This window comes from Paenibacillus vortex V453 (assembly GCF_000193415.1).
Taxonomy (GTDB): domain Bacteria; phylum Bacillota; class Bacilli; order Paenibacillales; family Paenibacillaceae; genus Paenibacillus_AQ; species Paenibacillus_AQ glucanolyticus.
In genome coordinates this window covers 227241-252536 of record NZ_ADHJ01000025.1, presented here as the reverse complement: position 1 = coordinate 252536, position 25296 = coordinate 227241, and the positions used below count along the sequence as shown (strand labels likewise).

Annotated in this window: 25 protein-coding genes and 4 pseudogenes; 24 read left to right on the top strand and 5 right to left on the bottom strand. The window is 46.4% G+C overall.

Annotated elements, in window-relative coordinates; translation table 11 throughout:
• The first annotated feature begins 41 nt into the window (after nt 1–41).
• From PVOR_RS16080 to PVOR_RS16055, 6 genes are all read left to right on the top strand, one after another.
• Complete coding sequence (locus tag PVOR_RS16080; RefSeq protein ID WP_006210421.1) at nt 42–740, top strand: response regulator transcription factor; 699 nt, start codon at nt 42–44, stop codon at nt 738–740.
• A gap of 3 nt (nt 741–743) precedes the next feature.
• Complete coding sequence (locus PVOR_RS16075; protein WP_006210420.1) at nt 744–1682, top strand: sensor histidine kinase; 939 nt, start codon at nt 744–746, stop codon at nt 1680–1682.
• A gap of 174 nt (nt 1683–1856) precedes the next feature.
• A complete protein-coding gene (locus tag PVOR_RS16070; protein ID WP_006210419.1) occupies nt 1857–2771 on the top strand; it encodes an ABC transporter ATP-binding protein in 915 nt (304 codons plus the stop codon).
• A 7-nt stretch (nt 2772–2778) separates the two neighbouring features.
• Entirely contained in the window at nt 2779–3477 is a 699-nt protein-coding gene (locus PVOR_RS16065; protein ID WP_006210418.1) for an ABC transporter permease, read from the top strand.
• Nucleotides 3478–3495: 18 nt separating this feature from the next.
• A complete protein-coding gene (phaZ, locus tag PVOR_RS16060) occupies nt 3496–4374 on the top strand; it encodes an intracellular short-chain-length polyhydroxyalkanoate depolymerase (RefSeq protein WP_006210417.1) in 879 nt (292 codons plus the stop codon).
• A 96-nt stretch (nt 4375–4470) separates the two neighbouring features.
• Nucleotides 4471–4779 (top strand): hypothetical protein, encoded by a 309-nt coding sequence (locus tag PVOR_RS16055; protein ID WP_006210416.1) that lies wholly within the window; start codon nt 4471–4473, stop codon nt 4777–4779.
• 338 nt (nt 4780–5117) lie between these two features.
• Here the strand turns inward: PVOR_RS16055 and PVOR_RS16050 are convergent.
• Both PVOR_RS16050 and PVOR_RS16045 read right to left on the bottom strand, forming a co-directional pair.
• Nucleotides 5118–6309: pseudogene (locus PVOR_RS16050) on the bottom strand (YhgE/Pip domain-containing protein).
• A gap of 12 nt (nt 6310–6321) precedes the next feature.
• The gene (locus PVOR_RS16045) at nt 6322–6978 is read right to left on the bottom strand and encodes a TetR/AcrR family transcriptional regulator (protein ID WP_234972971.1); all 657 of its coding nucleotides are present in this window, start codon (nt 6976–6978) and stop codon (nt 6322–6324) included.
• 550 nt (nt 6979–7528) lie between these two features.
• Here PVOR_RS16045 and PVOR_RS16040 point away from each other — a divergent pair.
• From PVOR_RS16040 to PVOR_RS16020, 5 genes and pseudogenes are all read left to right on the top strand, one after another.
• Nucleotides 7529–8455 carry an ABC transporter ATP-binding protein gene (locus PVOR_RS16040; RefSeq protein ID WP_006210412.1) on the top strand — a complete coding sequence of 309 codons (927 nt, stop codon included), beginning with the start codon at nt 7529–7531 and terminating at the stop codon, nt 8453–8455.
• Between the two features lie 4 nt (nt 8456–8459).
• Nucleotides 8460–9362 (top strand): ABC transporter ATP-binding protein, encoded by a 903-nt coding sequence (locus tag PVOR_RS16035; protein WP_006210409.1) that lies wholly within the window; start codon nt 8460–8462, stop codon nt 9360–9362.
• Nucleotides 9355–10140: an ABC transporter permease subunit gene (locus PVOR_RS16030; protein ID WP_006210407.1), complete on the top strand. Its 786-nt coding sequence runs from the start codon at nt 9355–9357 to the stop codon at nt 10138–10140. The genes PVOR_RS16035 and PVOR_RS16030 overlap by 8 nt, the downstream gene beginning before the upstream one ends.
• A 193-nt stretch (nt 10141–10333) precedes the next feature.
• A pseudogene (locus tag PVOR_RS16025) lies at nt 10334–11369 on the top strand (AraC family transcriptional regulator ligand-binding domain-containing protein).
• A gap of 96 nt (nt 11370–11465) precedes the next feature.
• A pseudogene (locus PVOR_RS16020) lies at nt 11466–12261 on the top strand (SDR family NAD(P)-dependent oxidoreductase).
• A 98-nt stretch (nt 12262–12359) separates the two neighbouring features.
• Here the strand turns inward: PVOR_RS16020 and PVOR_RS16015 are convergent.
• Entirely contained in the window at nt 12360–12791 is a 432-nt protein-coding gene (locus PVOR_RS16015; RefSeq protein ID WP_006210405.1) for a DUF4395 domain-containing protein, read from the bottom strand.
• A gap of 210 nt (nt 12792–13001) precedes the next feature.
• Between PVOR_RS16015 and PVOR_RS16010 the strand changes: the two are divergent.
• The 3 genes and pseudogenes from PVOR_RS16010 (at nt 13002) to PVOR_RS16000 (ending at nt 15135) form a co-directional block, all read left to right on the top strand.
• Nucleotides 13002–13482, top strand: a pseudogene (locus PVOR_RS16010) (DinB family protein).
• Between the two features lie 180 nt (nt 13483–13662).
• Nucleotides 13663–14148, top strand: coding sequence for an RrF2 family transcriptional regulator (locus PVOR_RS16005; RefSeq protein ID WP_006210403.1), 486 nt, complete (start codon nt 13663–13665; stop codon nt 14146–14148).
• A 162-nt stretch (nt 14149–14310) separates the two neighbouring features.
• Nucleotides 14311–15135 (top strand): class I SAM-dependent methyltransferase, encoded by an 825-nt coding sequence (locus tag PVOR_RS16000; RefSeq protein ID WP_006210402.1) that lies wholly within the window; start codon nt 14311–14313, stop codon nt 15133–15135.
• A gap of 157 nt (nt 15136–15292) precedes the next feature.
• On the opposite strand, the gene blaOXA is transcribed toward PVOR_RS16000, so the two are convergent.
• Nucleotides 15293–16093 carry a class D beta-lactamase gene (gene blaOXA / locus PVOR_RS15995; protein ID WP_040680694.1) on the bottom strand — a complete coding sequence of 267 codons (801 nt, stop codon included), beginning with the start codon at nt 16091–16093 and terminating at the stop codon, nt 15293–15295.
• A gap of 191 nt (nt 16094–16284) precedes the next feature.
• Here blaOXA and PVOR_RS15990 point away from each other — a divergent pair, with 191 nt between their 5' ends.
• The 5 genes from PVOR_RS15990 to PVOR_RS15970 all read left to right on the top strand — a co-directional run bounded on the left by PVOR_RS15990 (nt 16285) and on the right by PVOR_RS15970 (nt 20878).
• Nucleotides 16285–17649, top strand: a complete 1365-nt coding sequence (locus tag PVOR_RS15990) for an aminotransferase-like domain-containing protein (protein ID WP_006210400.1) — start codon at nt 16285–16287, stop codon at nt 17647–17649.
• A 175-nt stretch (nt 17650–17824) separates the two neighbouring features.
• Nucleotides 17825–18187: a hypothetical protein gene (locus PVOR_RS15985; protein ID WP_155984581.1), complete on the top strand. Its 363-nt coding sequence runs from the start codon at nt 17825–17827 to the stop codon at nt 18185–18187.
• A gap of 58 nt (nt 18188–18245) precedes the next feature.
• Nucleotides 18246–18917 carry a DNA-3-methyladenine glycosylase family protein gene (locus tag PVOR_RS15980; RefSeq protein ID WP_006210396.1) on the top strand — a complete coding sequence of 224 codons (672 nt, stop codon included), beginning with the start codon at nt 18246–18248 and terminating at the stop codon, nt 18915–18917.
• A gap of 39 nt (nt 18918–18956) precedes the next feature.
• Nucleotides 18957–20108 (top strand): epoxide hydrolase family protein, encoded by a 1152-nt coding sequence (locus PVOR_RS15975; protein WP_006210395.1) that lies wholly within the window; start codon nt 18957–18959, stop codon nt 20106–20108.
• Between the two features lie 263 nt (nt 20109–20371).
• The gene (locus tag PVOR_RS15970) at nt 20372–20878 is read left to right on the top strand and encodes a DoxX family protein (protein ID WP_006210394.1); all 507 of its coding nucleotides are present in this window, start codon (nt 20372–20374) and stop codon (nt 20876–20878) included.
• A 59-nt stretch (nt 20879–20937) separates the two neighbouring features.
• On the opposite strand, the gene PVOR_RS15965 is transcribed toward PVOR_RS15970, so the two are convergent.
• Nucleotides 20938–21840, bottom strand: a complete 903-nt coding sequence (locus tag PVOR_RS15965; protein WP_006210393.1) for a LysR family transcriptional regulator — start codon at nt 21838–21840, stop codon at nt 20938–20940.
• Nucleotides 21841–22037: 197 nt separating this feature from the next.
• On the opposite strand from PVOR_RS15965, the gene PVOR_RS15960 reads away from it, so the two are divergent.
• The 5 genes from PVOR_RS15960 to PVOR_RS15940 all read left to right on the top strand — a co-directional run bounded on the left by PVOR_RS15960 (nt 22038) and on the right by PVOR_RS15940 (nt 25185).
• Nucleotides 22038–22505 carry a DinB family protein gene (locus PVOR_RS15960; protein WP_006210391.1) on the top strand — a complete coding sequence of 156 codons (468 nt, stop codon included), beginning with the start codon at nt 22038–22040 and terminating at the stop codon, nt 22503–22505.
• A gap of 87 nt (nt 22506–22592) precedes the next feature.
• The gene (locus tag PVOR_RS15955) at nt 22593–22997 is read left to right on the top strand and encodes a nuclear transport factor 2 family protein (RefSeq protein ID WP_006210389.1); all 405 of its coding nucleotides are present in this window, start codon (nt 22593–22595) and stop codon (nt 22995–22997) included.
• Between the two features lie 127 nt (nt 22998–23124).
• Entirely contained in the window at nt 23125–23664 is a 540-nt protein-coding gene (locus tag PVOR_RS15950) for a DinB family protein (protein ID WP_006210387.1), read from the top strand.
• 47 nt (nt 23665–23711) lie between these two features.
• Nucleotides 23712–24128, top strand: a complete 417-nt coding sequence (locus PVOR_RS15945) for a DUF1761 domain-containing protein (RefSeq protein WP_006210386.1) — start codon at nt 23712–23714, stop codon at nt 24126–24128.
• A gap of 97 nt (nt 24129–24225) precedes the next feature.
• On the top strand, nt 24226–25185 hold the full coding sequence (locus PVOR_RS15940) for an MBL fold metallo-hydrolase (protein ID WP_006210385.1): 960 nt from the start codon (nt 24226–24228) through the stop codon (nt 25183–25185).
• The last annotated feature ends 111 nt before the right edge of the window (nt 25186–25296 follow it).

Here is a 25296-nt window from a genome sequence, read left to right as displayed (position 1 = left end):
AGCATCGATATTACCCTTTCATGCTCAGGAGGATTTCAGATATGCAAAAGCGAATTTTGCTCGTTGAAGACGACCATGACATTCATCAGTTGATTGAAAGCCAGCTGCAGCAGGATCATTACCATGTAGATTCGGCACACGACGGGGAGGAAGCCGTTGCTCTTTTTCACAGCGGGAAGTTCGATCTTATATTGCTTGATTTGATGCTCCCCAAGATCAACGGGATGGATTTACTTCGGCATTTCCGGGAGAGCAGCAAGGTTCCCGTCTTAATCATATCTGCGAAAGGCAGCGATCTCGACAAGGCCATGGGCCTTGGATTCGGAGCGGATGATTATATCAGCAAGCCTTTTTCCATGATCGAATTGACCGCAAGGGTTCAGGCTGCTATCCGCAGGGCAACGCTATACGCCGAAACGGACAGTAAATCTGCCGAACCTCCTGTTATTTCGTTTAAGGATTTGATCCTGGATTTGCATTCGTTCTCTGTAAAAGTAAGGGGACACCATGTCCCGCTCACCTCGAAGGAATTTCATATTTTGAAGCTCCTTATGACGAATCACAGCAGGGTATTCACCAAGGAGCAGATCTATCAATTCATTTGGGAAGACGATTATTACGGGAATGAGAACGTGATTAATGTACATATTCGAAGGCTTCGGGAGAAAATCGAAGAGGATCCGTCCACGCCGCAATACATTCGGACGATTTGGGGAATCGGATACAAGATGGGGGACTAGGCCATGATTCTTCTTTTATCCCTCCTTATTGGAGTATTAGCTGCGATCATTGGCTGGCAATGGCATTCCACAAGAAAACGGAGCCATAGCATACTTGAAATTACAAGCACAATCTCCGATATTATGAAACATGATACCGCCGAGAAAGTGCTGGTGCCAACCGACGATGACCACATTAGGCAGCTGCTCATTCAGATCAACCGTCTTCTGGATAATAAACAGAAGATCTTTGCCGATTATGCCAGAACGAAGGACAGCCAAAGGAAAATGATCTCGAACATGTCCCATGATTTGAAGACACCCCTCACGGTCATTCTGGGTTATACGGAGAAGCTGAATCAGAAGCCTACGTTGACAGAGCAAGAGGAGGAGCGAGTCATTCTAAGACTGAACGAAAAAGTAAACAGTCTGATCGCATTGCTGAATCAATTTTTCGACCTGGTCAAAATCGAATCGGAGGACTATGATATCCCGTTAAGCAAAATATCACTTAGCGAGGTTAGCCGGAACAGCGTCCTTGAATTTTACGATCTGCTTGTATCCAGAAATCTTCGTGTTGAGATCGACATTCCCGAACTCCCCTTTTATTTCCTCGGTAACAAAGATGCGCTGCAGCGAATATTAAGCAATTTAATATCGAACTCCATTCGCTATGGAAGCGACGGAGGGGTGTTCGGTTTAACGGTTCGTGAAGAAGGGGAATTCGTAGCGCTTGACGTGTGGGATCATGGCAAAGGAATTGCCGAGATTCATCAGGAGCACGTATTTGAAAGACTCTATACGCTGGACGATGCCAGAAACCCGAATTTTCAAGGAAGTGGGCTGGGACTCAGCATTTCCAAACGTTTAACGGAGGAGATGAATGGATTGATTAGTCTAAGCAGCTCACAGGCTGAGAAAAAGACGACCTTTACTTGCAAGTTTAAGAAATTAACCTATTAAAATCATTCAAGAGATGTTGCTTCGTTGTTCAACGTCTCTTTTTTTATTCCAATCGCAACCGGCTGTTTCATTCTTAAGAAACATGTAAGGAATGGGAAAGGAATATCTTAATTCTTCAGTCTAAGATAAAGGTAACAAAGGAATACACATTGTAATCAAGGTGGTGCATCTTCCATGAATTTCATTATTCAAACTTCCGAACTAACCAAAACGGTGAAAGGAAAATCGATTGTATCCGGAGTTAACCTGAACGTGGGAAAGGGCGAGATTTATGGTCTGCTGGGTCCTAACGGCGCTGGCAAAACAACCATCATGAAAATGCTCACCGGACTCATTCTTCCGACCTCTGGAGCGATTATGTTGTTCGGTAAGCCATTTTCCGAAACTTCGAAAGAAGGATTGAAACGCGTAGGGAGCATCATTGAATACCCGATATTTTTCGAGCATATGACGGCTATGGAAAATCTTGAAATTCACTGCGAATACTTGGGTTATTATGATAAAAAGGCTATTCGTCAAGCGCTGGATTTGGTCCAATTAGCAGAAATCGAAGATAAAAAAGTGAAGGATTTCTCGCTTGGCATGAAGCAGCGCCTTGGCATTGCAAGGGCCGCCATCACCAAGCCGGAACTGATCGTGCTGGATGAACCTACAAACGGACTCGATCCCATCGGCATTAAAAACATGAGGGATTTGATTCGAACGCTGAATCAGGAATACGGCATCACATTTCTGTTGTCGAGCCATATCTTAGGGGAAATCGAGCAGGTTGCGGATCGGATTGGCGTCATACAAGACGGTCAAATGATCGACGAAGTGTCATTGTCGGACATTCGGATGCAGCGAACCGATTATATTGAGCTTCTAACCTCGAACGTGCAAAAATCCTCCTTTTTGTTAGAGCATGAGCTTCGAATTTCCAATATCAAAATCGTACAGGATCAGCGAATCCGAATCTATGATGGCGATATAACGCCAAGTCAAATTACAAAGCTCCTGATTGCGCATGAGATTGAGATCGAGGAGATCCAGAAGCATACCAGCACGCTGGAAGACTATTTCTATCATCAAATTCAAGGGAAGGGGTGAATCCCATATGATGAAGTTAATTGAGCTGGAATGGAAGAAGCTGGAGCGTAAGAAAGTGATAGGCGAAGCCATTACGTACTGGGTCATTCTCATGTTTTTGCCGATCTTTTTTCTCAAAGTGGTCTTTGCCGATATGCCGATGGTTCGTTTTGGCGAGAGTTATACAGCCGCGATGGATCTGATGCTGCCGATGCAGATGGGACTCCTCTTGTTCGGAGCGTCGCTGATCAATCATGTATTCATAGAAGAATATAAGAACAAGACGATAGCCCTATCATTCGGATATCCGCTCAGTCGAAAAAGACTCGTGGTAGCTAAAGTTCTATTTATCGTATTGGGGGTTTTCTTCGGCACGCTGGTATCCTTTGTGCTTAGCGGCATAACGACCTATGCGCTTAATCAGATCATGAATGTCATTCCCGGAACACCAACCGTGGCTGAACTGATGAACTATGCGGTCCGGATGGTCATTCACTCCATTGTCGTTGCGCTTGCCTCGTTGATTCCGTTATTTTGCTTTGGGATATGGAAGAGGGCGGTCATCCCTACAGTCATTTGCGCTATTTTCCTGGCGCAGTTTCCTAATTTCCTCGGAATGATGGGGATTACATTGAACCTGGACTTTCTCTATGCGGTCCTCAGCGTATTAGGTGTAGTAAGCGTCTTGTTGTCTGTTAAATTCGTGAATATACTAGGGGATATATAAATGAGAGGATGTGGCGATATGACGATTGACGTCAAAACAGTATTGCTTCATAACGGAGAAAAGCTGACCTACAGAGAAAGAGCCGGAACTGAACCTCCTCTGTTATTGATACACGGGAATATGGCTTCTTCGGAGTTGTGGGAACCCCTATTAGAGCATGAAGGCATCACCCAGCGTATAATTGCAGCTGATATGCGCGGTTATGGCGAGTCCAGCTATTATCATCCCATAGGTGATATGAAGGATTTTTCTGCAGACCTATTTGATTTCACAGAACAACTCGGTCTGAATGATGTCATGATTATGGGTTGGTCGAATGGGGGAGGAATCGCCATGCAGTTTGCGGCCGATTATCCGGATCGTGTGCGAAAATTGATTCTGTTAGCCTCCATATCGACAAGAGGTTATGCAGCTGTGAATGCGGATGGCGATCGCCTACAGACCAAGGAACAAATTGCTAAAGACCCTGGACTTGCGATGACCTTTCAGGCTAGTCAGGAGAAAAATCAGGACTATTTTGAACAGGCGCTGAATTACTTATTGTTCAATAATCATCAGCCGGATGCCGCAATCCGTACAAATTACATCAAAGCCTGCATGAAGCAACAAAATATGATCGATGTTGCCGATGCCGCCAATCGATTCAATATCAGCTCCTCATCGAACGGTCTTACCAATGGAACAGGAGATCTAAACCGAATTCAATGTCCGGTACTCGTCATCTGGGGCGTTCAGGATTTGATCACCACGCAGCAGATGACAGGGGAAATACTCGAAGACTTTGCAAGCCATGGCAAGTCGGTCCAATATATAACTCTGGACGCGGGTCACTTTCCGCTCATCGATGATTTATATGGATTGGTTGCATCCGTGAATGCGTTTATCGCACTGCCTTAGAAATGAACCTGGGACAACAATCTCCATTGACAGAGATCAATGAAATGATTAAGGTGATGAATAGGACACAGGTTTCATTTATTTTGGAGGATATTTATGAATCAACGTTTTCGAATAACCAGATCCATGCAACAAAACGGTGAAGCTCAAGCGATTTCACTGGAGGAATGCAAACTCTATTTTTCATCTAGAGCTGATTTCACTTATCAGACAGCGTTAACCGTGAAAGGACCAGAGAGCACCATGTCGGTAGAAGGGGATTTCTTCATGTGGAACTTTGAAGGAACGCATATTCCATTCCGACACTATATGGGGGACTTGTATGCAGCCATTACGCGTGAAGAGATCATGCCCGTCATGATCGAGATTGCAACGGATCTGCGTGCAGATATTGTGGAAGGCTGATGGGTTGCAAAATTTCTACGGTGGCTCATTGTTCAAGGCGTCTCTGATCCAATTTCCAGCCGAACAAGCAAATTACTCGAGCCGAATATACGGTGGCTGGTCCGGGCTCTCGGATTGCATTCAATGGATCAGCCTGCCAGCTGTATGAACGTTAAGAGGGTCTGTGGTATTATGAAGCGGTCTCCATTGAGGCAAGCTATGGCTTCCAGCGCTTCCTGGAGGCGGCCAAATTGAACTAAAGGCAGCAAAAAAGCCTTCAACCACCATTCAGTTGGTTGAAGGCTCACTTTTACAAAAGCATGCGAGTCCCATGGACAACTCGCATGCTTTTTTTTGTTCTACCCTTCAAGTTTATAGGGTTGTTCAGCCGCTCGCGGCTTCCATGCGGAAGCCAGGATGACGATAGCACTCCCCAAACCGATCCAGGTAAGCGTGGATACGGCATGATTCCAGTGCAGCCCGTTGCCGAAGAAGAACAGATCTCGAAGACCATCCACCATAAAACGCATCGGCAGCCATGAGTGTACCCAGTCCCGGTAGAAAGGAGACATCATCTCCGGAGCTAAAGCAAGCAGCGGTGCACCAAAGAACAGAATTAAGGCAAAGATGGCAATCCCTTTGATGCCCACAAGGGACATCACGGCGGAAATCATAAGGAAAAAGCTGAAGAAGGTAATGGATAAGAACACTGCTGTATCCGTAAACTGTGGGATATGCAGTCCGATCATGCTGTCAGCGAGCCAAGTTATGCCAAATCCCACCGACTAATGATACAACGGCTCCCATGGCAATCTGGATGGATTTGGCTGCCAAGTTATCTTTGCGGGATGTAATCTTACTCTTGCTGACTGCTAAGAAGAGGACCGCCGCGCTTGCCATACTAGCCATCCAAAGCGGCTGGAAGAGAGAAATCGGGGAATTGCCGTTGGCGCTGTGGGTCCCGATTTCATTGACATTCGTTACCTTCTTGGTAATCGGATTTACCAGGCTGGAAGCCTGCTTCACGGATAGCGTTGCACCTTGGGCATCGAATCCTTCAAGGATCTGCGTGCGGACTTGGTTATTCATGTTATCCACGATGCCGTTCAGGATTTGTCCTGCCATGGTGGAAGCGGCCGTGTTCATGCCTTGATTGATGAAAATTTCAACTTCAGGCGATTCCGGCGCCGGACTGCTTAAGGAAACTTGCTTCGCACTGAAATCAGCAGGTATGACCAGCGCAGCGTAGTAATCCTGGTTATCCAAGCCGGCTTGTAATTCTTCCATACCGTCGACTTTGACCCACTTGACAGCCGGTTCCTCTCCAGATGCGGGCGAAGCGGTCTGCTCGATTGTGTCCAAGAACGTTTGCCAGATATTCCGCTTCGGTTGATTGGGAAGCTCAACTCCTTGATCCTCGTTGACAATGGCCACCGGCAGATTTTTGGGCTTGACTTGAACAGATGGAAATAACGTAAGCGAGAAAATAAAAATGACCACGAATGCCAGGATGGGCGCTACCCATACAAGTTTGTTATTCAAGACTTTCATCAACTTTCACTCCTATCGATGTCGAATGCCATCCATGACGAAAGTGATTGCCTCTTCAATTTCCTCGTCAGGGATGGAATCCATATTGAACAATACAAAACGCGAAATCATAAATCCGCCAATGAAACCGAAAACCAATTTCAATATTTTGTCGACCGGGATGTCGGCGAGTTCACCCCTTTCTTGGAAGGCTTCAATCAATTTCGTCAAGCGCGGTACAATCAGATCGGATACGTAAGGCAGGAATTCGTGCTTCAATTCTTCCTTGTATATGACCTCCTTGATAAGTACCTGAAAGATCTCCTTGTTTCCCCGGATGAATTCGATGCGATTATGAAGAAAGGTCCGCAAGAATCCTTCAAATGTCGAATCCCCATTGCTTATAATCTGATCCAGCGCCTCGTTCGCCATGGAAGGAAAAAATTCCCTAATGTACGGGACGATAAGGGACAACAGCAAATGGTCCTTTGTTCCGTATTGCTTAAAGATACTTGCCTCAGATACCTCGGCGACCTTAGCGATTTCAGCCGTTGAGGTATTGGAATAGCCTTTATCAGCAAACAATGAAATGGCTGCCTCGACAATCCGTTGCTGCTTGACGGTTCGCTTGGTGGAGTGTATGGACAGGATTTCGTTAAACAGGTTGTGCTTGGGCAAAATTCGGTTCACCACTTTCAGTATGTCGATGATAACTTCAGCGAAAAGTAAGTAATCACTCACTTTGCTAATATGGTTTTAACACTGAAGTTGTCGATTTGTCAACAAAAAAAGTGAGTGCTTACTCACTTTTATCTATCATGCCGAACACCTTATCATGTATACTGTAACCAGATGATGATTAGACTCGTTTTGGCATCGAATAAGGAAAGGGCTAGATAAATATGGCAGAGCGTCTACATGGCCAAATGGTTGAAAGAACGCGCCAATTAATTAACATATAAAATCCATGATTTAAATCAATGAACAACGTGCTGATCATCGATCTGTTAACGGGTCCCGAATAACGCCATCGTGCGGTTCATGCACGAAGCCTATTGTATGGCGCAGCAGCTCTGATCTTCTATATGAAATAATGTACATAACAGCAAAAGGTGTTGTTTATCCAGCACATCAGATAATTCTGATCATTGTTGAAGTTTGCTTAAGTGATTATAATGAACTCATATAGAAAAACAACACGTTGTCTATTTGAGTGATGAGCAGAAAGGTGGAGTTTATCATGCCTGTCATCGAAATTGAGCATCTGACTAAGGATTATGGTCATCATCGAGGCATATTCGATGTTTCTTTTAACGTTGAGAAAGGGGATGTATACGGATTTCTAGGTCCCAATGGAGCTGGCAAAACCACAACCATCCGCCATATCATGGGATTTTCCCGTCCGCAGCAGGGACACACCTTAGTCAATGGGCGCAGGAGCTGGGACCATGCAGCAGATATTCAGAAGGAGCTGGGTTATTTACCGGGAGAAATCGCGCTGCCTGAGTCGCTCACCGGGACGCAGTTCATAAAAATGATGGCGGAATTACGCGGGATTACCGATATGACCTACACGCAATCTTTGGTAAAAAAATTTGCGCTCGACCCCTCCGGGAGCCTGAAACGGATGTCGCTTGGCATGAAGCGAAAGCTGGCTATTGTCACGGCGTTCATGCATGACCCAGCCGTGCTTGTGCTTGACGAGCCTACAAGCGGATTGGATCCCATGATGCAGGCTTTATTCATCGAGTTCATTAAGGAACAGAAGGCAAAAGGCAAAACGATATTGATATCGAGCCATATTTTCTCCGAGATTGATGCGACCTGTGACAAGATTTCCATCATTAAGGACGGCCGGTTAATCTCTTCGTTTGTGGCGGATGATTTGCGACATCAAGAATCCAAAACCTATGAAATCGAGTTCAAATCCGAAGTTGAATTCCAGCGTTTTGAACTTGAAGTTAAGGCTGAGCCCGAACTTGAAGTGCTTTCGTTGACGCCTTCCAAGCGGCAGACGATATTACGAATCCGGGATACGGATATCAATCGCTTTATTTCGTTCATTGCTGATTATGACATGAAGTTCTTCTCGGAGATCAAGTTCACTTTGGAGGATTATTTCATGAAGTTTTACGATCGCAACACAAGCCTTAAGGAAGGGGAGTAAACGTATGCCATGCATCGAAATTAACGATCTAACAAAAGACTTTGGCGATGGGAAAGGCTTGTTTAACCTCAACCTGAAGATTGAAAAGGGCGAGGTGTTTGGATTCGTCGGAACGAATGGAGCCGGCAAAACAACGACCATCCGTCATATCATGGGATTCTTGAAACCGGACAGCGGTTCCGTGACTGTTCAGGGGCTGGACTGCTGGGCTGATTCCGCCAAGATCAAAAAGCTGATCGGTTATATTCCTGGGGAGATTGCGTTTCCTGATGCCCCGACGGGGAGCGAGTTTTTAAAGCGGCAAGCAGAGCTGTTGGGTTTGCAAGATATGTCGTACGCAGAGCGTATGATCCAAAAGCTGCAGCTTGATCCGTCAGCCCATTTGAAAAGTATGTCCAAGGGGATGAAACAGAAGACGGCGATTGTCGCCGCATTCATGGCCGACCCGGAAATATTGATTTTGGATGAGCCGACAACGGGCCTGGATCCGCTCATGCGAGCGGAATTCGTAGATATTTTGCAGGAAGAGAAGAAGAGGGGCAAAACCATATTCATGTCGAGTCACATGTTCGAGGAAGTAGAGCATACGTGTGACAAAGTCGCCTTAATCAAGGAGGGAAAGCTGATTGCCGTCAAGCCGACGGTCGAGGTCAAGCACAATGAGAACAAAGTCTATAAATTGGAGTTCCTTCAGCAGGAGGATTACAAGCGCTTCTTGTCAGAGCCCTTTCAGATCACGGAGAAACGGGAGAATCAGAATCAAGTGCTTATCGAAATCCATGATCGTGACATCCAAATGTTATTTCGTACATTGAGAGGTTATTCCGTGAAATTTATATCCGAGAAGAAGTTTACGCTTGCGGATTATTTTAATGGCTTATATGAGGAGGAAAGCGCCCATGCTTAGCAAACCGATCTTCAAACAAACGCTTAAGGCCAATTTTAAGTTATGGTTTATCTTCACACTCATCATGACCGCGCTTCATATCGTACTGATTGCCGTATTTAATCCAAGCACCTTATCGGACATGTCGAACATGGTGAAGGATACTCCACTTGCAAATCTGCTCGGAGAAGCGACATTCCTTGGCATGCTGTCCAAAACCTTCTATGGCATACAAGGGGTGCTTCTGCCGATTGTGTTCATCATTATGACCGCTAACAGTCTCATCGCTTCGCAGGTGGACCGAGGTTCCATGGCATACTTGCTGTCGACGCCGACCAAGAGAAGCACCGTTGTCTTGACTCAAGCTGCTTACCTGATCCTGTCCCTGATCCTGATGATTCTCATCGTGACACTGGCAGGTCTGGTTTCCATCTCGGTATTTCAGGCTGACATTCAAGTAGATACGACAAATTATCTCATGCTAAACCTGGGCTTGTTTCTGCTGATGTTTGCAACCAGCGGGATTTCGTTCTTTTTCTCCTGCGTATTCAATCTCTCCAAGAACTCACTGGCTTGGGGGGCCGGCCTCCCGATGGCTTTTTTCCTCCTGAAATTGATGGGAGATGTCGATAGCAGCCTGGAGGGTCTGAAATACGTATCCATGAATTCGCTATTTGATACTTCCGCGATTATAGATGGCGGCAATGTTGCGGTTCCGTTCGCTGTGTTGGCGGTTATCGGGATTGCACTGTATCTGTTCGGAATGCGTGTATTCAAGGAAAAGGATTTGCCGTTGTAAGATCGTATACAGAGTTAGCAGCCGCTGCAAATGCGGCTTTTTTGCTTTTGGGTGTGTAAACATTCCACGAGAGCAGCTTTTTTACATGGTAATAACTGTAAGGAGTGGCATGCTGCCCTATCGTTAAGTTATGATTCTCTCTATATCATGGTATCATTTGAAATACGCGATTTGTGAAAGGAGGCCCATACGAGTGAAGTCTACTACTTCGGATCGTGTAAAAATCCCGCCGGGATTTTGGGAAGGATTACGTCAATTGGGAATCACTTCTCACGACGTGGTTCGCTCAGCAGGGCTGCCGTTAACCGTTATAACTGACCCTATCGTTACAAGCGCCCAGTATTTCGCAATTTGGCATGCGTATTCCGATCTCATGGGCGACACGGCCAAGGGAATCGTCGAGCTTGCCACCGTATTTGAAACAGCGCAGTATCCACCGACCGTCTTAGCGCCTTATCACGCACGTGATTTCCGCGACGCCTTACAACGAATGTCACGGTACAAGCAAATGTGTCCCCCTGAAGGCTTGCGCATCATCGAGGAGGACGAGTATTGCTTAATCGAGTTGGAATGGCGGCATACCGAGCAAAGTGGTCCCCCCGTGTTAGTGGGAATCACATTGGCATGTCTTCTGGAGCTCGGCCGGAGGGGGACAGGCCAACCATTGACGGCACAGTTGGTCGAATTTTCGAACGACATGGGTGATGTAGAAGCCCTTGAAGCGTACTTCGGCTGCCCCATACGGACAGGTGCAGCATGCAACCGATTGACACTGCATCGAAGGGATTTGGATATCCCTTTTGCTTCATACAATGAAGAGCTGTTAGAGATCTTGACCCCGGTATTGGACCGAACGCTTGATGAACAGCAGCGCAGCTGCTCCATTACAGAGCGGGTCAAATGGATCAATGAAACGCAATCTGACCGGAGGGCGGGCAGATGTTCAAGCCGTCGCGAGAGAGCTTGGCGTGAGTGATCGAACCTTGCAGCGCAGGCTGATGAAGGCGAACACGAATTTTAAGCACCTGTTGGCACAAGCAAGACATGAGTCGGCCTTGGAGTACTTGAAAGACCCTTCGCTTGATATTAAGGAAGTAGCATTCCTGATTGGATATGAAGACCAGAACTCATTCTATCGCGCCTTTCGAAACTGGGAAGGGGAGACTCCCTCAAGTTGGCGTGTGAAGCAAGAAGATTGGCGTCATGCGCTAGTTACCGAATCATCCTGACAAGATAATATTATCAATACCCGGAGCACAAGACTGTTTCCATTATGACTATGAAGCAGCTTGCCGTGAATGATAAATTGAAGGAGATTTGAAGCAATGGAAATGGGATTAAATCATAAAACAGCATTAGTTACGGGATCAACAAAAGGCATCGGAAAAGCCATTGCCATGGAGCTTGCAAAAGAAGGCGTGCATGTACTAATCAATGGGCGAAATGAGGATGAGGTGGAACGAACGGTACATGAAATAAAGTCTAATTATCCGGCGACCTCTCCTCAACCCGCTGCTGCCGATATGGTGGACATAGAGCAAAGAGAGGCTTTATTCCTGAAATACCCTCATGTAGATTTGCTGGTCAACAATATGGGAATGTATGAAATTATGCAGTATGAGGACGTGGGCGATGAGGTGTGGGAGAAATACTTCCGTACGAACGTTCTTGCCGCCAACGCATTATCTAAATTTTATTTGCCTCAAATGCTGAAAAATAACGATGGCCGCGTGATCTTTATTGCAAGCGAAGAAGCCTTGATGCCTTCAGGACAAATGCCACAATATGCAATGACCAAGTCCATGCTCCTGTCCTTATCGAAAAGCTTGTCCAAATTAACGATCGGTTCGGAAGTTACAGTCAATACGATCTTACCGGGACCGACACTCTCTGAAAATGTACAGCAGATTATTGAGGGAATATATCCAAATGAAGATTTGACTTTCTCGGAAAAAGAGAAAAGATTTATGAAAACAAACCTGCCTCAATCTAGAAATCCAGCGATTTATCAAGCCTTCTGAAATAGGCAGGCTGGCCGCATTTATATGTAGTCCTTATGCATCCGCATTTAAAGGATCTCCAATTCGCATGGATGGGGGAATGATACCGACTATTTTTTAACAACAGCTGGCGGGTTCATGGTAATTGAAAAAAAAGGGTGACTTCCTAGTGGAAGTCACCCTTTGCATGTTAGAGAGCGGCTGGCTGCATCACTTTATTCATGACGGATGACTGCGCGAGCGCAGCAGCTTCCAGCGCTTGTATTGATAATAGATCGTGCAGCCAACGCAATAACCCATGACGGCTACAATGGCCGCTACAGCTACCATAGCGGATGCAGCATACGCAGCCACTTGCCATCCCAACAAATAAGCTGCGGCTGAGATGCCAAGCAAAATGACCGCGATAGATTGATTGAATCGAGCCAGTTCCTCGGCCTGCCCTTCCGATTTCTTCAGCCTTTCTCTGCCAATAACAGCCTTGGCCAGCTGAATGAACAGATTGCCCTTGGCACCTGCCAGTAAAGGAATCACCTGTATCAGGAATAGAATGTAAATAAACCAGGGTTGTTGAAACACGAATGATAAAAGAACGAACAGCACGATTCCGATTTGGTTCGCTTTTACAAGCGGAAGCGGAATTTCTTTCATCAGGAACACCTCATTTTCCGTAAATGTTAATCTTATTAATCAGACTAGTTTACTATGATTAGAATGTAGCATGGGCTTTATCGGTTGTCAATGCATCGCATATTGGACATGTTTCCCCATAGAAAGAAAATTGCTACAACGGCGTAAGACAAGCTTTTTACTTCAATAGGATTATAGTATGCTATCCATATAAAGGAGGAGAGGTAGTATATGGTAAAAGAACTGATAGTCGGAGACGCCATTAATGAGCTGGCTGCTACGCGGCGCATCCTTGATCGGTTACCCGAGGAGCATATGCGTTGGAGGCCTCACGCGAAGTCGATGACGCTTGGCGGGCTTGCCACGCACCTGGCAAATCACGATTTTTCTTTATCTGGAATTCGATCTTTCGACCACACCGCTTCGGCTAAAGCCTCTGGAGAGCCGCAAAGACGTGCTGGAGCAATTCGACGCAAACGTCATCAAGCTTGAGCAGCTGTTAGCCGAATGCGACGAGAAATCCCTTGGCGAGGAATGGATCTTGCGCAATGGTGACCATATCATCCTGCGTCAACCGCGGGCAATCGCGCTTCGCACCTTCGGATTAAGCCACATGGTCCACCACCGGGCGCAGCTCGGCGTTTATTATCGGTTACTAGATATTCCGGTACCGGGACTTTACGGCCCATCGGCCGACGAGGAAGGCATATGACCCAAACCGCACCGTAATGTCGCAGGGTACCGGCATGACATAAGGCAATCTTGTCTCAAAGATATAAATTAGCATGCAATCGGGGAGAGGAGAACAAATATATTTGCAAATCGGAGCCCAATCATATATTATGGACATTGCGGGTCTGTAATGAAGATCCGATGAAGGGAGTAGTGAAACATGCAGTTTTCCAAAAGCACAGATTATGCACTCCACGCCTTAATTCATTTGGGGCTCTCGGAGCGCAATAACAATATCGGAATCAAGGAATTATCTGCGACGCTTGGCGTTTCGGAAACCTACTTATCCAAGATCATGTCCAAGCTGAGGCAAGATGGAATTGTACGCGCTGTGCCAGGGGTAAATGGCGGTTATGAACTTGCAAAGTCGCCTGAACAGATTACTTTTCTGGATGTTATTCAAGTGATTGAAGGAAGACAGCATTTGTTCGAATGCTCGAATACCAGTTCGCGGCAGCATGAGGTGTTAGCAGAAGTCGAGGATGATCAAGGGGATTCGATACGTCCAAGAAAGAACGGATGCTTGGTTGAAAAAGTGATGCTTGGCGCCGAACAGCATATGCACCAATATTTGCGGGAGTATACGATACAGTATGTACTTGATGAGGCGTCCAAGCATTGCAACCATGCTCAAAACAAGAAGTAATACACTTCTTGTGCTTTTATTATGGATAATATAGATCCGCAATAAAATACTTGTCAGTCTTCGTAGCAAAAATAAATCTATCGAAATGAGGAACAAACATGAATCATTTTTTTTAACGAAGCCACTTGGGAAAAAGAATGGAAAGACCGTGGAGCTGCCATCTTGGAGAAAATGAAAAGGGCCGGAATCGAGCCATTCAGAGACTTTGATCATAAGGCCAGGACGTTCAACGAGCAGTCGTTTAATGAAGAGGGAAGGAAGAGAACCAAGCGAATCATGAACTGGCTTGAGGGGCAAGGCGTCCAATTCGAGAATGCTTCTGTGCTGGATATTGGAGCTGCCTCGGGAGTGTTCTCGGTGCCGTTTGCGGAGCGGGGTGCTCATGTAACCGCGGTAGAGTCCTCCATTCCCTTGGTGGAACTGCTGACAGAAAATTTCGCCAAGTTCCCCGATGACAAAGTGAAGATCATTCCCGAACGGTTTGAAGATATTGACGTGCAGGAGAGAGGCTGGAGCCAAGCCTTCGATCTCGTATTTGTCTCCATGTGTCCTGTCATTCTGGATTGGGGGAGCGTGGAGAAGATACTCGATTGTGCCAGTCAGTATTGTTACATCAGCATGCCGGTTGGTTCCACGGAGCTCAGTTTGATTCACGAAATTTGGCCACTTGTCACCGGGCAGTCCTTCAGAACAAAACATACGGAAATGGGGTATTTGCTTCATCTGCTCTATCTCAAAGGTTACGCCTACGAATCCCTTATTACCCGGGAAACAAAAACGATGGAATACTCAAGGGATGAGGCATTACAGGAAATGATGGTATGGCTTCGCAGACACGATCTGCCTGCAGATGATCGGAATCGGAAAATCGTAGCAGACTATTTGGATCAGGCGTATCCATCCGGTAAAGTGACTGTCCAGCAGAGCGGCCGTTATGGCAAGGTGCTGATTCGATTGCAGGATCAGAACATGTACACAAGAGATTGATCACACAAGTGTGAAAAGTCAAGTGACGCCTACCCGAGGGTAGGCGTTTTATATTAATATTGCACATAGGTGAGCACGGAAGGGGCGTGTCGCCCCCTCCATATACAGTCCTGCCAAAGCATTTGCCGTTGCGCTCAAAAAACGTTTGCTTTTTCCCTTAATCCTTCAGAATCTTCATTGTTTTCAGCGTCTCTAGCGTCAATTGTTTGGCGGTTGCACCGCTCTCGGCCACATTGGTAGCGAAAACCCACGTGTTCCTATCCGTCTCGACATAACCCACATACCAGCCAAGCCCCATATCGGAGAGCCTTGAGCCTGTTTTTCCATGAATCGTATACTCGTCTTGTTCGTCATCAATCATGATCCGTTTGACGGTCTTCATCGTTTTCTTCTGAAAAGGCAGATCCTCCTCAACCAGCCGCTCGATAAAATCCGCCTGTTCTATGGCCGAAATCTTCAAGCTGCTGTCCAGCCAGAATGTATCGATTCCTCCCGAGATGTCACGGTTTCCATAGTTGATTCGATTCAGGTAGTGCTGCATCGGAACTTGGCCGACATCGCGAGCCATGGCTTGATAATACCAAATGGCTGAATCCCTCATAGCCGAAGCGAGCGAATGATCCCGGTTCCAGACCGGAAAATCTCTTACGATACCGTCCCATCTCTTCACATCATATTCGTCGGCAACCGCCTTTACTTCCAGTCCAATGAGGGCATTTGCCACTTTGAAGCTTGATTCCGGCGTAAACCGCTGTTGGCTTCTCCCGGGATTGAATTGATAGACTTGATCGGTCTTCAAGTTCTTGAGGACAAGTGTTCCTTGAGTGTCGTGAAATATGTGCTGCAATTCAAGCGGGCGGACGCCAGGCTTGGCATCAGCACTCGGCGAATAGGCAAACAAACCAACAAGCGTAACGAGTACAACCATCAAATGGGATAAACGGCGTAACTTTTTCATCTGTAACACATCTGCATCACTCCTGCACATCCATTTTTTCGGGAAGGGTTTCAATGGCCATCGAACAGAATCATTTCCCAGCATCAAATGCATTTTGATACTATTAGTCTATGGATACAGGTACGGCAAGTAAATCTTGTTATCTACGGTTTGTGCCTGTACAGATTGAAGAAGAGAAGAGGGGGACACTTATGATCTATGCAGAGGTCATGTTGCATATTGAAATGCTAATGGACACCGGAGAGTTAATACCGGGCAAGAAGCTGCCATCCATTCGGTCGCTGGCCAAGCGGCTCGATTGCAGTGTCAATACCATCATCAAAGCGTATTCCGAATTAGAGAAGAAACATAAAATCTATTCCGTCTCGAAGAGCGGTTATTATGTCGTGGAGCAGGTTCCCTCCCGCCATTCAGGCGCGGCTAACACAGGAGCCATTGATTTTCTCTCGGCTGGTCCAGACAAGAAAGCCATGCCTTACCGGGATTATCAGCACTGCATCAATCAAGCCATCGAAGTGTATAAAGAGGAGATGTTCACCTACTCCGAGATCCAGGGGCTGCCTTCACTGCGAGTGGAACTGGCACGTCATCTGCGGGAACTGCAGGTGTTTACCGTACCCGAACGAGTCTGCGTTGTATCCGGATCCCAGCAAGCTATTCATCTATTGATTTCACTCCCGTTCCCCAATAACAAAAAGAACATCTGCGTCGAACAGCCTACGCATCTGAGTATGATCGAATCGATTAAATATCAGGAGGCCACGGCATACGGAATTGAGATTACGGCGAATGGACTCGACATGGACCGGCTGGAGCATCTGTTCAAATGGAATGACATTAAATTTTTTTACACCGTGACCCGATATCATAATCCGACCGGCTACAGCTACTCGAACAAGGAGCGACGGAAAATCGTGGAGCTGGCACAAAAATACGACGTTTATATCATCGAAGACGATTACCTGGGCGACCTGGACCCCGACATGCAGCAGGACCCAATGTTCGCTTACGATCCGTCAGGAAGGGTCATCTATATCAAGAGTTTCTCCAAAGTGATGCTGCCTGGTTTAAGATTGGGGCTTGCGGTAATTCCGGACTTCATACGAGATTCATTCTTAAGCGCGAAGTTCGCTTCGGATTTGCATACACCGGTTCTGACGCAAGGTGCACTGGAAATCTATTTGAAGAGCGGCATGTTCAAGGCTCATATTCAGCGCATGAGATCGATCTACACCAGAAAAGCAGCTTTACTGCAAAAAGCCTATCAGGAACTGCTGCCGCCAAGCGCCGCCTATTCGGGTTCGCTTTCGGGATTCTATTCGACGATTCGATTGCCGAATCCGTTAAAAGCCAAGACGTTCATCGAGCATTTGAAGCAGGAAAACGTACATGTAGATGACGCCCGAAAAATGTATTTGTCCGATTTTGTACAAGATTCGGTCATTCGCTTGAGTGTATCGCAGGTGGAGGAGGCGTATATCGAGTCGGGTGTCCAAACCATAGCTCGCGTGATGAAAGAGCTCATCAACACAACGCCTCAAGTTAAATTTATTTAACAGGGCGGGTAAGCTGGATCGTCATTGTTGTGGATTCAGGACAGAGATCTCGGAATACTGCTTGGCCATCCGGACATCATCTGTACGGGTACAGAGTCGGAAAACAAACGTTTCTGCGGCATGGCAATAGAAGTATACTCTACAATACAACAGGCGTTGTGATGTCATTATATTGTTGGACAAGGAAAGCGAGGTGTCGCCAGTAGATTTTTTATGGTTCGAGCGGTGGGGTGTTTATGCACTGATTGGAGGTTATCTGGTGTGGGCTTACTGGACCCGTAAACCAACCAAAGCGAAGGTGCTCCCTTTATGGGGGCTGTTGATTGGAAGTGTGGTTATTCAGGCTGCTGCTGCTTCACTTCTATGGTTCGTTCTTCTGTTTCCGATTACCGAGGCCGTACTATGGAGCTTGACCGCAGTTACGTTGGTTGAGGCCATCCTTGCCCTTTACCGAAAACAGCATGTTAAATGGGTGACGTTATTCATTCTCGTGCTTGTGTGTGTGTCTCTGCTCATATTGTTACTAAGGGCTATGTAGAATCTTCTCCAAGAGATTCGCGGCTCCTCCAGATGTTGCCGGGGAGCAGTAAGAAAGGATGATTGAATTGCAATATCTCTTCGATGTCCATCCAGACCATCCTCATGTGCGGCAATTGTGCATGGCTGACCCTCTGCTCGGAGAGTTGGTCCAACGGATCGGTCACATCCAGGTCCCCTATGAGCCGGATGGCTTCACCTACATAACGAGAACGTTGGTTGGTCAACAGCTTTCGATTAAAGCTGCCAGAACCATCTTTCTCAGAGTAGAACAAGTTTGCGGCACAATTACAGCTGACGCTATCCTAGCTGCAGCAGAAGAGAGCTTGCGCTCAGCGGGATTATCGCGGAATAAGCTAGGCTATATTCGAAACGCTGCGGAACAAACGAAGTTGGGAGCGCTTCATTTTCCATCGTTAGCCGATCTGGATGATGATGAGGTCGTTCGTCAGTTGACCCTGGTGAAGGGAATCGGTCGGTGGACCGCGGAGATGTTCCTCATTTTTCACTTGGGAAGACAAGATGTCCTATCTTTCGGCGATCATGGCCTTAAACGTGCTTCGGAATGGTTGTATGCAGCTGAAGCAAGCGAAGGCCGCTCTCCATTGCACCGGAAACAAGCAGAGTGGAAGCCTTATTCTACGATTGCATCCTTATATCTGTGGGAAGCTATTAACGCTGGCTTAGTGCAATCCGGGCCGTTTTTAACGCAATTTAAAAATACTCCATGACCAGACACCGACTAATAAAAAGTGATGGGGGTTTTATTGTTGAACAGTTCATTTGGCGATAACTTCAATTCCGAGATACAACCCTTTCAAATCCATGTTTCTCAGGACATCTTGGATGACTTGCAGAACCGATTGGCTAAGACGAGATGGCCCGATCAAGCAGAGAATGCGGGCTGGAGGATGGGGAGTAATCTTGATTATTTGAAAGATTTTGTAGAGTATTGGCAATATCAATACGATTGGAGAAAGAATGAAGAGGAACTGAATGCATATAACCATTTTACAACCGAAATCGAGGGCACGAAACTGCACTTTATTCATGAGCCAAGCTCAAATCCGGATTCAATTCCCATCCTGCTGATACATGGTTGGCCGGATTCATTTTACCGATACCATAAAGTGATTCCAGTGTTAAAAGAAAATTTTCACGTCGTTGTTCCTTCGATTCCAGGTACGGGATTTTCCGAGGGGAATTCTCTGGCCTTTGATCAAATCGCAGATCTGTTCGCGACCTTAATGACTGCTAAACTCGGATACACCCAGTTTATCTCTGCGGGCGGCGATATGGGCTCAATTGTGAGTTTGTCTTTAGCCAATCGTCACCCAGAGGCTCTTCTAGGTATGCACTTGACGGATGTCGGTTATCCCGACCACAACACGGATTTTGCGAGTCTGACTCCTCCGGAACAGGAATTTGCGGCTTTTATTCAGGGATGGTGGATGAAGGAAGGCGCATTCAATATGATCCAATCCACAAAACCACAAAGTTTGTCCTATGGGTTTAATGACTCGCCCGTTGGTTTGGCGGCATGGATTATGGGCAGTATTACGATGTCCTCGACGGGGGAGGAGATTGAAGAACGGTTTAATCGTGACGAGCTCCTGACTAATATTATGATCTATTGGGTAACCGAGACGATTGGCTCTTCCATGCGCATTTATTATGCAGAATCGCAGGCAGCACATTCTAAAGAATCATACGGGAAAAGTGAAGTTCCAGCAGGTGTGGCACACTGTCCATGGGATGCTCCTCTTCCGAAGGAATGGGCGGCACGGAAAACAAACCTTATTCATTTTTCAGATTTAGAAAAGGGCGGTCATTATACAGCCTGGGAGGCTCCGGAAGTCTGGGTCAAGGATTTCCGCGATTTTGTACAGAGATTGACTTCGATGCAAGTACGGATATATTAGACAGCGAAAGCCCCTTTGGAGGCTTTTCCCTTTTATAGATTCCATAAATTTGAATAATGAAGAGCTAAGTACATCAGTTGGGAAAAAGCCTTCATTAGGATAATGTTACATATTTCCCTTAAGAAGTGGCAGAACAGAATGAGCGAATTTATTTTCACTATTTACAAACCGATGGTCGGTATTTATAATGAATTCATAAATTGGATTGTTGAGAGGTTGTCATTCTTCGGATGATTCCTAATGGAGGAGGTTTACTAAACCATATGGAACCACTAATCGTTCTTATTGGTGTCACCATGGTCATTTTCGTGGCGGGTGCTGCGGGGGTGAAGCGACTGCGTCCTTGGCCAGTTGCACTTCGGGGCGGAGTCGCAGCCATGTTTATGTTAACAGGCACGGTTCATTTCGTATGGATGCGGGAAGAGCTCATCAGCATGGTGCCGACTTTTCTGCCCAATCCCGGGTTTATCGTGACACTTACCGGATTGCTGGAGTGGGCAGGAGCTATAGGTGTTCTATGGCTGCCGACTGTACCCTGGGCCGCTGGGGGACTCTCGCTTCTGCTGCTTATCATGTTCCCTGCAAATATTCACTACGCCCTCTCAGGCCTCGCAACCAAACCGGAAGATGCAATATTTCCACGCACTCTGATGCAAATCGTCTTCCTGTCCGCGAGCCTTACTATCATGCTTTACTATTCCCGCCAACGATCAGTACGGCGGCGAAGCCTCAATGAAACCAACAACACTCCAAAGTCCGTTCACAACTGAGTTCTACCATTCCCGTATTGGGTCAACAGCCCCGTAATATCAACCTTTGCAACAGGATATCATGAAGACTTCGAGTGGTGGATGGCTGTCTCGATATAAGCTTTCAAAGCCTTGATGAACGTGCGCATGGCGTATCCGACATATCTATCGCTCCGGTAGATCAGACAAATGTCCTGAGAAGGCGTAGGATTCTTCAGGTGCACGACTTTTATATCTGGATGTTGAAGATTATCCAGTAGAAGCCGAGGCAGCACACAAGCGCCAACTCCGCTCTGTACCATCTGGATGAGGGAGGACAACGTTGTTGTCACCATATGCGGCTGCAGAGTAAACCCGTTGTTTATGCAAAAGCCATCGATCAGCTTGCGGCATTGATGGTCGGGTGGGAACATAACCATCTTCAAGGTATGCAGCCTGTTCAAGGCAATGAAGTTCTCTGTGGCAAGAGGATCATGCCTGCTTACCGCCAGTGAAAACTCCTCATGGAACAAGGGGATTGACGTGAGACGTTCATCCACAACGGGGCCGATGGTTACGCCGACATCGATGCTCCGATCCAGAACCTGTTCTGTTACTTTTGTCGTTTCCAGAAGAGACAGCGAGATGGTCGGGTAGGTCTGATGGAAGTTCAGCAGCAAGGCATTAAACATGAGATCCGCATCGCCGGGCAAGACGCCGATGGATAGCGATCCGCCTTGCATCTGCTTCAGGTCAGCAATGGCGTCGCTCGCTTGCTGCAGATGCGTGAACACAACTGCACCATGCTCACGAAGAATCGCTCCGGCATCTGTAAGGACAATGGTTTTGCCCACGCGATCGAACAACAGAACCCCTAATTCTTCTTCCAATCTCCTTATTTGCTGGCTGATGTTGGGTGCGCTGACTCCCATTTTATCAGCCGCTCTCGTGAAGTGAAGCTCCTCGCATATGGCCATAAAATACTGTAGCTGCTTTAACTCCATAACTCACACCTGCTTTCCATGACATCGCTGGATACATGTTCAATGCTTATTGTTACGCCATCTTCCTGATCCTGTCAACGATTTATCGTTAACTTATACTTAACGTTCCGGTAATGTCGACTGCATTGATGAAGTGTTGCATGGGACCTATACTGGGGACATATCAAGCGGTTCCCATAACAAAGGAGGAAACGAATATGTCTGGAATGATCATCAGCACTGCAAAAATAGTACGCCAAGTGGTGCTGCAGCAGGTGCAAACGATCCCCGAGGAGTTGTTCGACATCCAAGCGGCAGGGTTTAACAATACAATTCGTTGGAATGTCGGTCATATCATTTATTGGATGGATCAGTATTCTATCCTAAGCCTCGGCTTTCCATCGGTTATACCGGACTCATATGTTACGCTGTTTAGCTCTGGAACCAAGCCCTCGGATTGGACGTCTGCTCCTCCATCGAAGGAGGAACTGGTCGAGATGTTGAAGGCACAGCTTTCCCGACTATCTGAATTGACCCCTGAATTGCTGGAGAAGGAGCTTTCAACACCATATGCCTTTGGACCGTTTGAATTCAACACCGCCGGCGAGCTGTTTAACTTCGCCCTGATTCATGAATCTATTCACCTGGGAACGATATCGAGTCAGCTAAAGGTGGTTTCGTGCTAATTAAAGTTTGAATGCCGAGAGATAAAAGACGTAAGGAAAACTTGAGACTCAATTAATCGACGAATAACCATAATGAGGAGGGTAGTCATGGAAAAATCCCTAGACGCAGTCACATCTCGAACCAGCGAATGTTTTGATGCCTTCAGGCAGGCTTTAGAAACAGGGAATACCGAGAATTTTCTGCAGAAGGTTGCAGAAGGTTTTCATTTCTTCGTCCCGCTTCCGCTGGAGGGATGGAATCACAAGCAGCAAGGCAAAGAGCGGTTCGAGGAATTGATCAGATTCGAGCGCTCGGTGTTTCAGATGTTGCTCACTCCGCTCCTCTTGCTTGAGGATCAAGATCACGGAATGGTGGTATTTCGCTCGGAAGGTCCCCTCAATGGGCGGCCTTTCTCCAACGAACTTACGATTATCTTCGAGTTCGAGGGAGATCGGATCCGCTCTTTCCGCGAATATGTAGGCATGCCGTTGAATAACTACGAGAACCCGTAAAGCGATACGAGAAAAGTACGCTCGAACTTTATGAAGTAGTATGACAGACCGTTGTCATATTACTTTTTTTATTATAACAACAGATACAACAACCAAATTCATTGCACGTCAAAAGGAGACGATACGAATGACAAATCATCCAGTTGAAATGTTCGACTATCACGCATGGGCTATTCAAACCCTCTTGGGAAGAATCAAGGAACTGCCGTCCTCGGTGCTGCAGCAAGAAGTAAACACCTCGTTTTCCACCATTGGCGAAGTGTTCGCGCATGTCTATGCGCTCGACAAGTGCTGGCTTCAGGTTCTGAGTGGAACCAGTATGCCCCAAGCGCTGGAAGCGTGCCTTCCGCTGCAACAAGAAATCCTTGGGTACGCTGTCGATGAATTCGCAATTGCCTTTCGTGAGTTAGCCGAAGAATACAGAGCATGGTTCCGAAGCCAAAACGACTTGGAGCAAAGCATTGTGCTCGACAATCCCTACGCCGGAACGCGCAGCACGCGATTATCGGAAATTGTGCTTCAAGCGGTCAACCACGGCACCTACCACCGGGGCAATATTTTAACTATGCTGCGTCAGCTGGGCCATGCGTCTATCATGAACGATTATTCTCTTTACTGGTACCGGCAGCCTGCGAGATCTCATGAAGTAGAGGAGTCCGCTAAATAAGCTAACAAATGAAAGAATAAGAGGTTATTTATCATTGGAGGAACTATATGTTTAACGTCATGCAGAATTTAAATTGGATTTCGATCGTGCTCGCTACATTGTCTCTTTCTTTGCTGGGCGGCGTTTGGTTTACTGTTTTATTTGGGAAGGCGTATGCTCTGGCATTAGGCAAGGAGGGTTCGTCAAAAGTAAAACCGGCTCCTATTTATATTCTGGGACCCTTGATATGTGGACTGGTAACTACTATCGCAATGGCGATTCTGATCTATGCTTTCGAGATCGAATCTTATGTTGACGCTATTGTTTTTGGTGGAATCGTTGGACTAGGCTTATTAGCCTCAACCACCATCAATACGGGGATAAATCCTAACATCCCACGGCCGCTTGTATACGGACTTGTCAGCGGAAGCTATTTTTTGCTCTCAGGATTAATTGCTAGTATTATTCTTGTAGCTATGAAATAATCGTTGCCAAGCAGCCATGCTTTTGTAGAAAAAATCTTCTCTTCAACGATCATGGAATAGTATATAATCGACTTGATTCGAGAAGGGAGAGGTATCCATGAAGAGCGAGACAGTCGTGTTCAAAGGCTCCAAACATTTCGTGCTGAATGATGTTGCTGAGGGCGTATTTGCAGCGATTTCAGTTCCCGGTACGGGCTCATTAGGCAATGCAGCAATCATTGATCTGGGTGATTCTACGCTAGTTGTGGACACATTCACGACAATAGAGGCTGCCGAGGATTTGCAGGCAGCCGCAGAGTTTCTCACGGGAAGAACAGCTTCCTACGTAATCAACACGCATTGGCATAGTGACCATACGTTTGGCAATCAAGTGTTTGCCTCTACGGCTCAAATCATATCTACGTCAACCACTCGTAGGATCATGGATAGTTTTGCGAGAAAGCGGTTGGAACAACAGCTGGCAAATCCCGAAGCGATTTATCAGGCAATCGATGAGCTCGAAGTGAAAATACAACAAGAATTAGACGGCAAGTTAAAAAAGGAAATGGAATGGGACAATGCGACGGATCGTGAATATATAAAAATGCTTCCGGACCTGGTATATTCACTGCCTACCGTAACGTTTGATCATCAAATAACCATTCATGGCAGTCGTCGCAGCGTTGAAGTCCTAACCTATGGCGGCGGTCACACGCAAAGCGATGCCTTCGTTTACATTCCGGAAGACAAAATTGCCGTAACCGGCGATCTGGTGTTATCTAAACATCACCCATACATGACATATGCTAATCCTCAGGAATGGCTGAATATTTTGGAGAAACTCGAACAACTAGGCATAGAAACCATCATTCCGGGGCATGGGGAAGTAAGCTCCTTGAAGGAACTGCATGAAGTCAAAGGATACATAACGGATATACTGAACATCGTGACAGATGCTAATCATAACAAGGAAAGCATCGATAGGATTTCCGTACCTGAAGCCTATCAGGACTGGTACTTTACTGGATATTTTAAAACCAACTTGAAAGCTGTAGAAGACAAAATAAAGTTGGGATAACGTATGCAATGCTAACGTCCTGAAGGACGGTAAGAATCGTTGATTTGTATTGTAGAAGAGGAAACCCGGAAATAACGAAATCCTCGTTTTAAGAGACCCATGTTGTAAAAG

What these genes read in the sequence shown, in the direction of transcription:
- PVOR_RS15955 (WP_006210389.1), top strand. Translation starts at nt 22,593, where the DNA reads ATGGAAAAATCCCTAGACGCAGTCACATCTCGAACCAGCGAATGTTTT.
- PVOR_RS16035 (WP_006210409.1), top strand. Translation starts at nt 8,460, where the DNA reads ATGCCATGCATCGAAATTAACGATCTAACAAAAGACTTTGGCGATGGG.
- PVOR_RS15950 (WP_006210387.1), top strand. Translation starts at nt 23,125, where the DNA reads ATGACAAATCATCCAGTTGAAATGTTCGACTATCACGCATGGGCTATT.
- PVOR_RS16040 (WP_006210412.1), top strand. Translation starts at nt 7,529, where the DNA reads ATGCCTGTCATCGAAATTGAGCATCTGACTAAGGATTATGGTCATCAT.
- PVOR_RS16075 (WP_006210420.1), top strand. Translation starts at nt 744, where the DNA reads ATGATTCTTCTTTTATCCCTCCTTATTGGAGTATTAGCTGCGATCATT.
- PVOR_RS16015 (WP_006210405.1), bottom strand. Translation starts at nt 12,791, where the DNA reads ATGAAAGAAATTCCGCTTCCGCTTGTAAAAGCGAACCAAATCGGAATC.
- PVOR_RS16005 (WP_006210403.1), top strand. Translation starts at nt 13,663, where the DNA reads ATGCAGTTTTCCAAAAGCACAGATTATGCACTCCACGCCTTAATTCAT.
- PVOR_RS15940 (WP_006210385.1), top strand. Translation starts at nt 24,226, where the DNA reads ATGAAGAGCGAGACAGTCGTGTTCAAAGGCTCCAAACATTTCGTGCTG.
- PVOR_RS15965 (WP_006210393.1), bottom strand. Translation starts at nt 21,840, where the DNA reads ATGGAGTTAAAGCAGCTACAGTATTTTATGGCCATATGCGAGGAGCTT.
- PVOR_RS16065 (WP_006210418.1), top strand. Translation starts at nt 2,779, where the DNA reads ATGATGAAGTTAATTGAGCTGGAATGGAAGAAGCTGGAGCGTAAGAAA.
- PVOR_RS15960 (WP_006210391.1), top strand. Translation starts at nt 22,038, where the DNA reads ATGTCTGGAATGATCATCAGCACTGCAAAAATAGTACGCCAAGTGGTG.
- PVOR_RS15980 (WP_006210396.1), top strand. Translation starts at nt 18,246, where the DNA reads ATGATTGAATTGCAATATCTCTTCGATGTCCATCCAGACCATCCTCAT.
- PVOR_RS16055 (WP_006210416.1), top strand. Translation starts at nt 4,471, where the DNA reads ATGAATCAACGTTTTCGAATAACCAGATCCATGCAACAAAACGGTGAA.
- PVOR_RS15945 (WP_006210386.1), top strand. Translation starts at nt 23,712, where the DNA reads ATGTTTAACGTCATGCAGAATTTAAATTGGATTTCGATCGTGCTCGCT.
- PVOR_RS15990 (WP_006210400.1), top strand. Translation starts at nt 16,285, where the DNA reads ATGATCTATGCAGAGGTCATGTTGCATATTGAAATGCTAATGGACACC.
- PVOR_RS16070 (WP_006210419.1), top strand. Translation starts at nt 1,857, where the DNA reads ATGAATTTCATTATTCAAACTTCCGAACTAACCAAAACGGTGAAAGGA.
- PVOR_RS16030 (WP_006210407.1), top strand. Translation starts at nt 9,355, where the DNA reads ATGCTTAGCAAACCGATCTTCAAACAAACGCTTAAGGCCAATTTTAAG.
- blaOXA (WP_040680694.1), bottom strand. Translation starts at nt 16,093, where the DNA reads ATGAAAAAGTTACGCCGTTTATCCCATTTGATGGTTGTACTCGTTACG.
- PVOR_RS16080 (WP_006210421.1), top strand. Translation starts at nt 42, where the DNA reads ATGCAAAAGCGAATTTTGCTCGTTGAAGACGACCATGACATTCATCAG.
- phaZ (WP_006210417.1), top strand. Translation starts at nt 3,496, where the DNA reads ATGACGATTGACGTCAAAACAGTATTGCTTCATAACGGAGAAAAGCTG.
- PVOR_RS15970 (WP_006210394.1), top strand. Translation starts at nt 20,372, where the DNA reads ATGGAACCACTAATCGTTCTTATTGGTGTCACCATGGTCATTTTCGTG.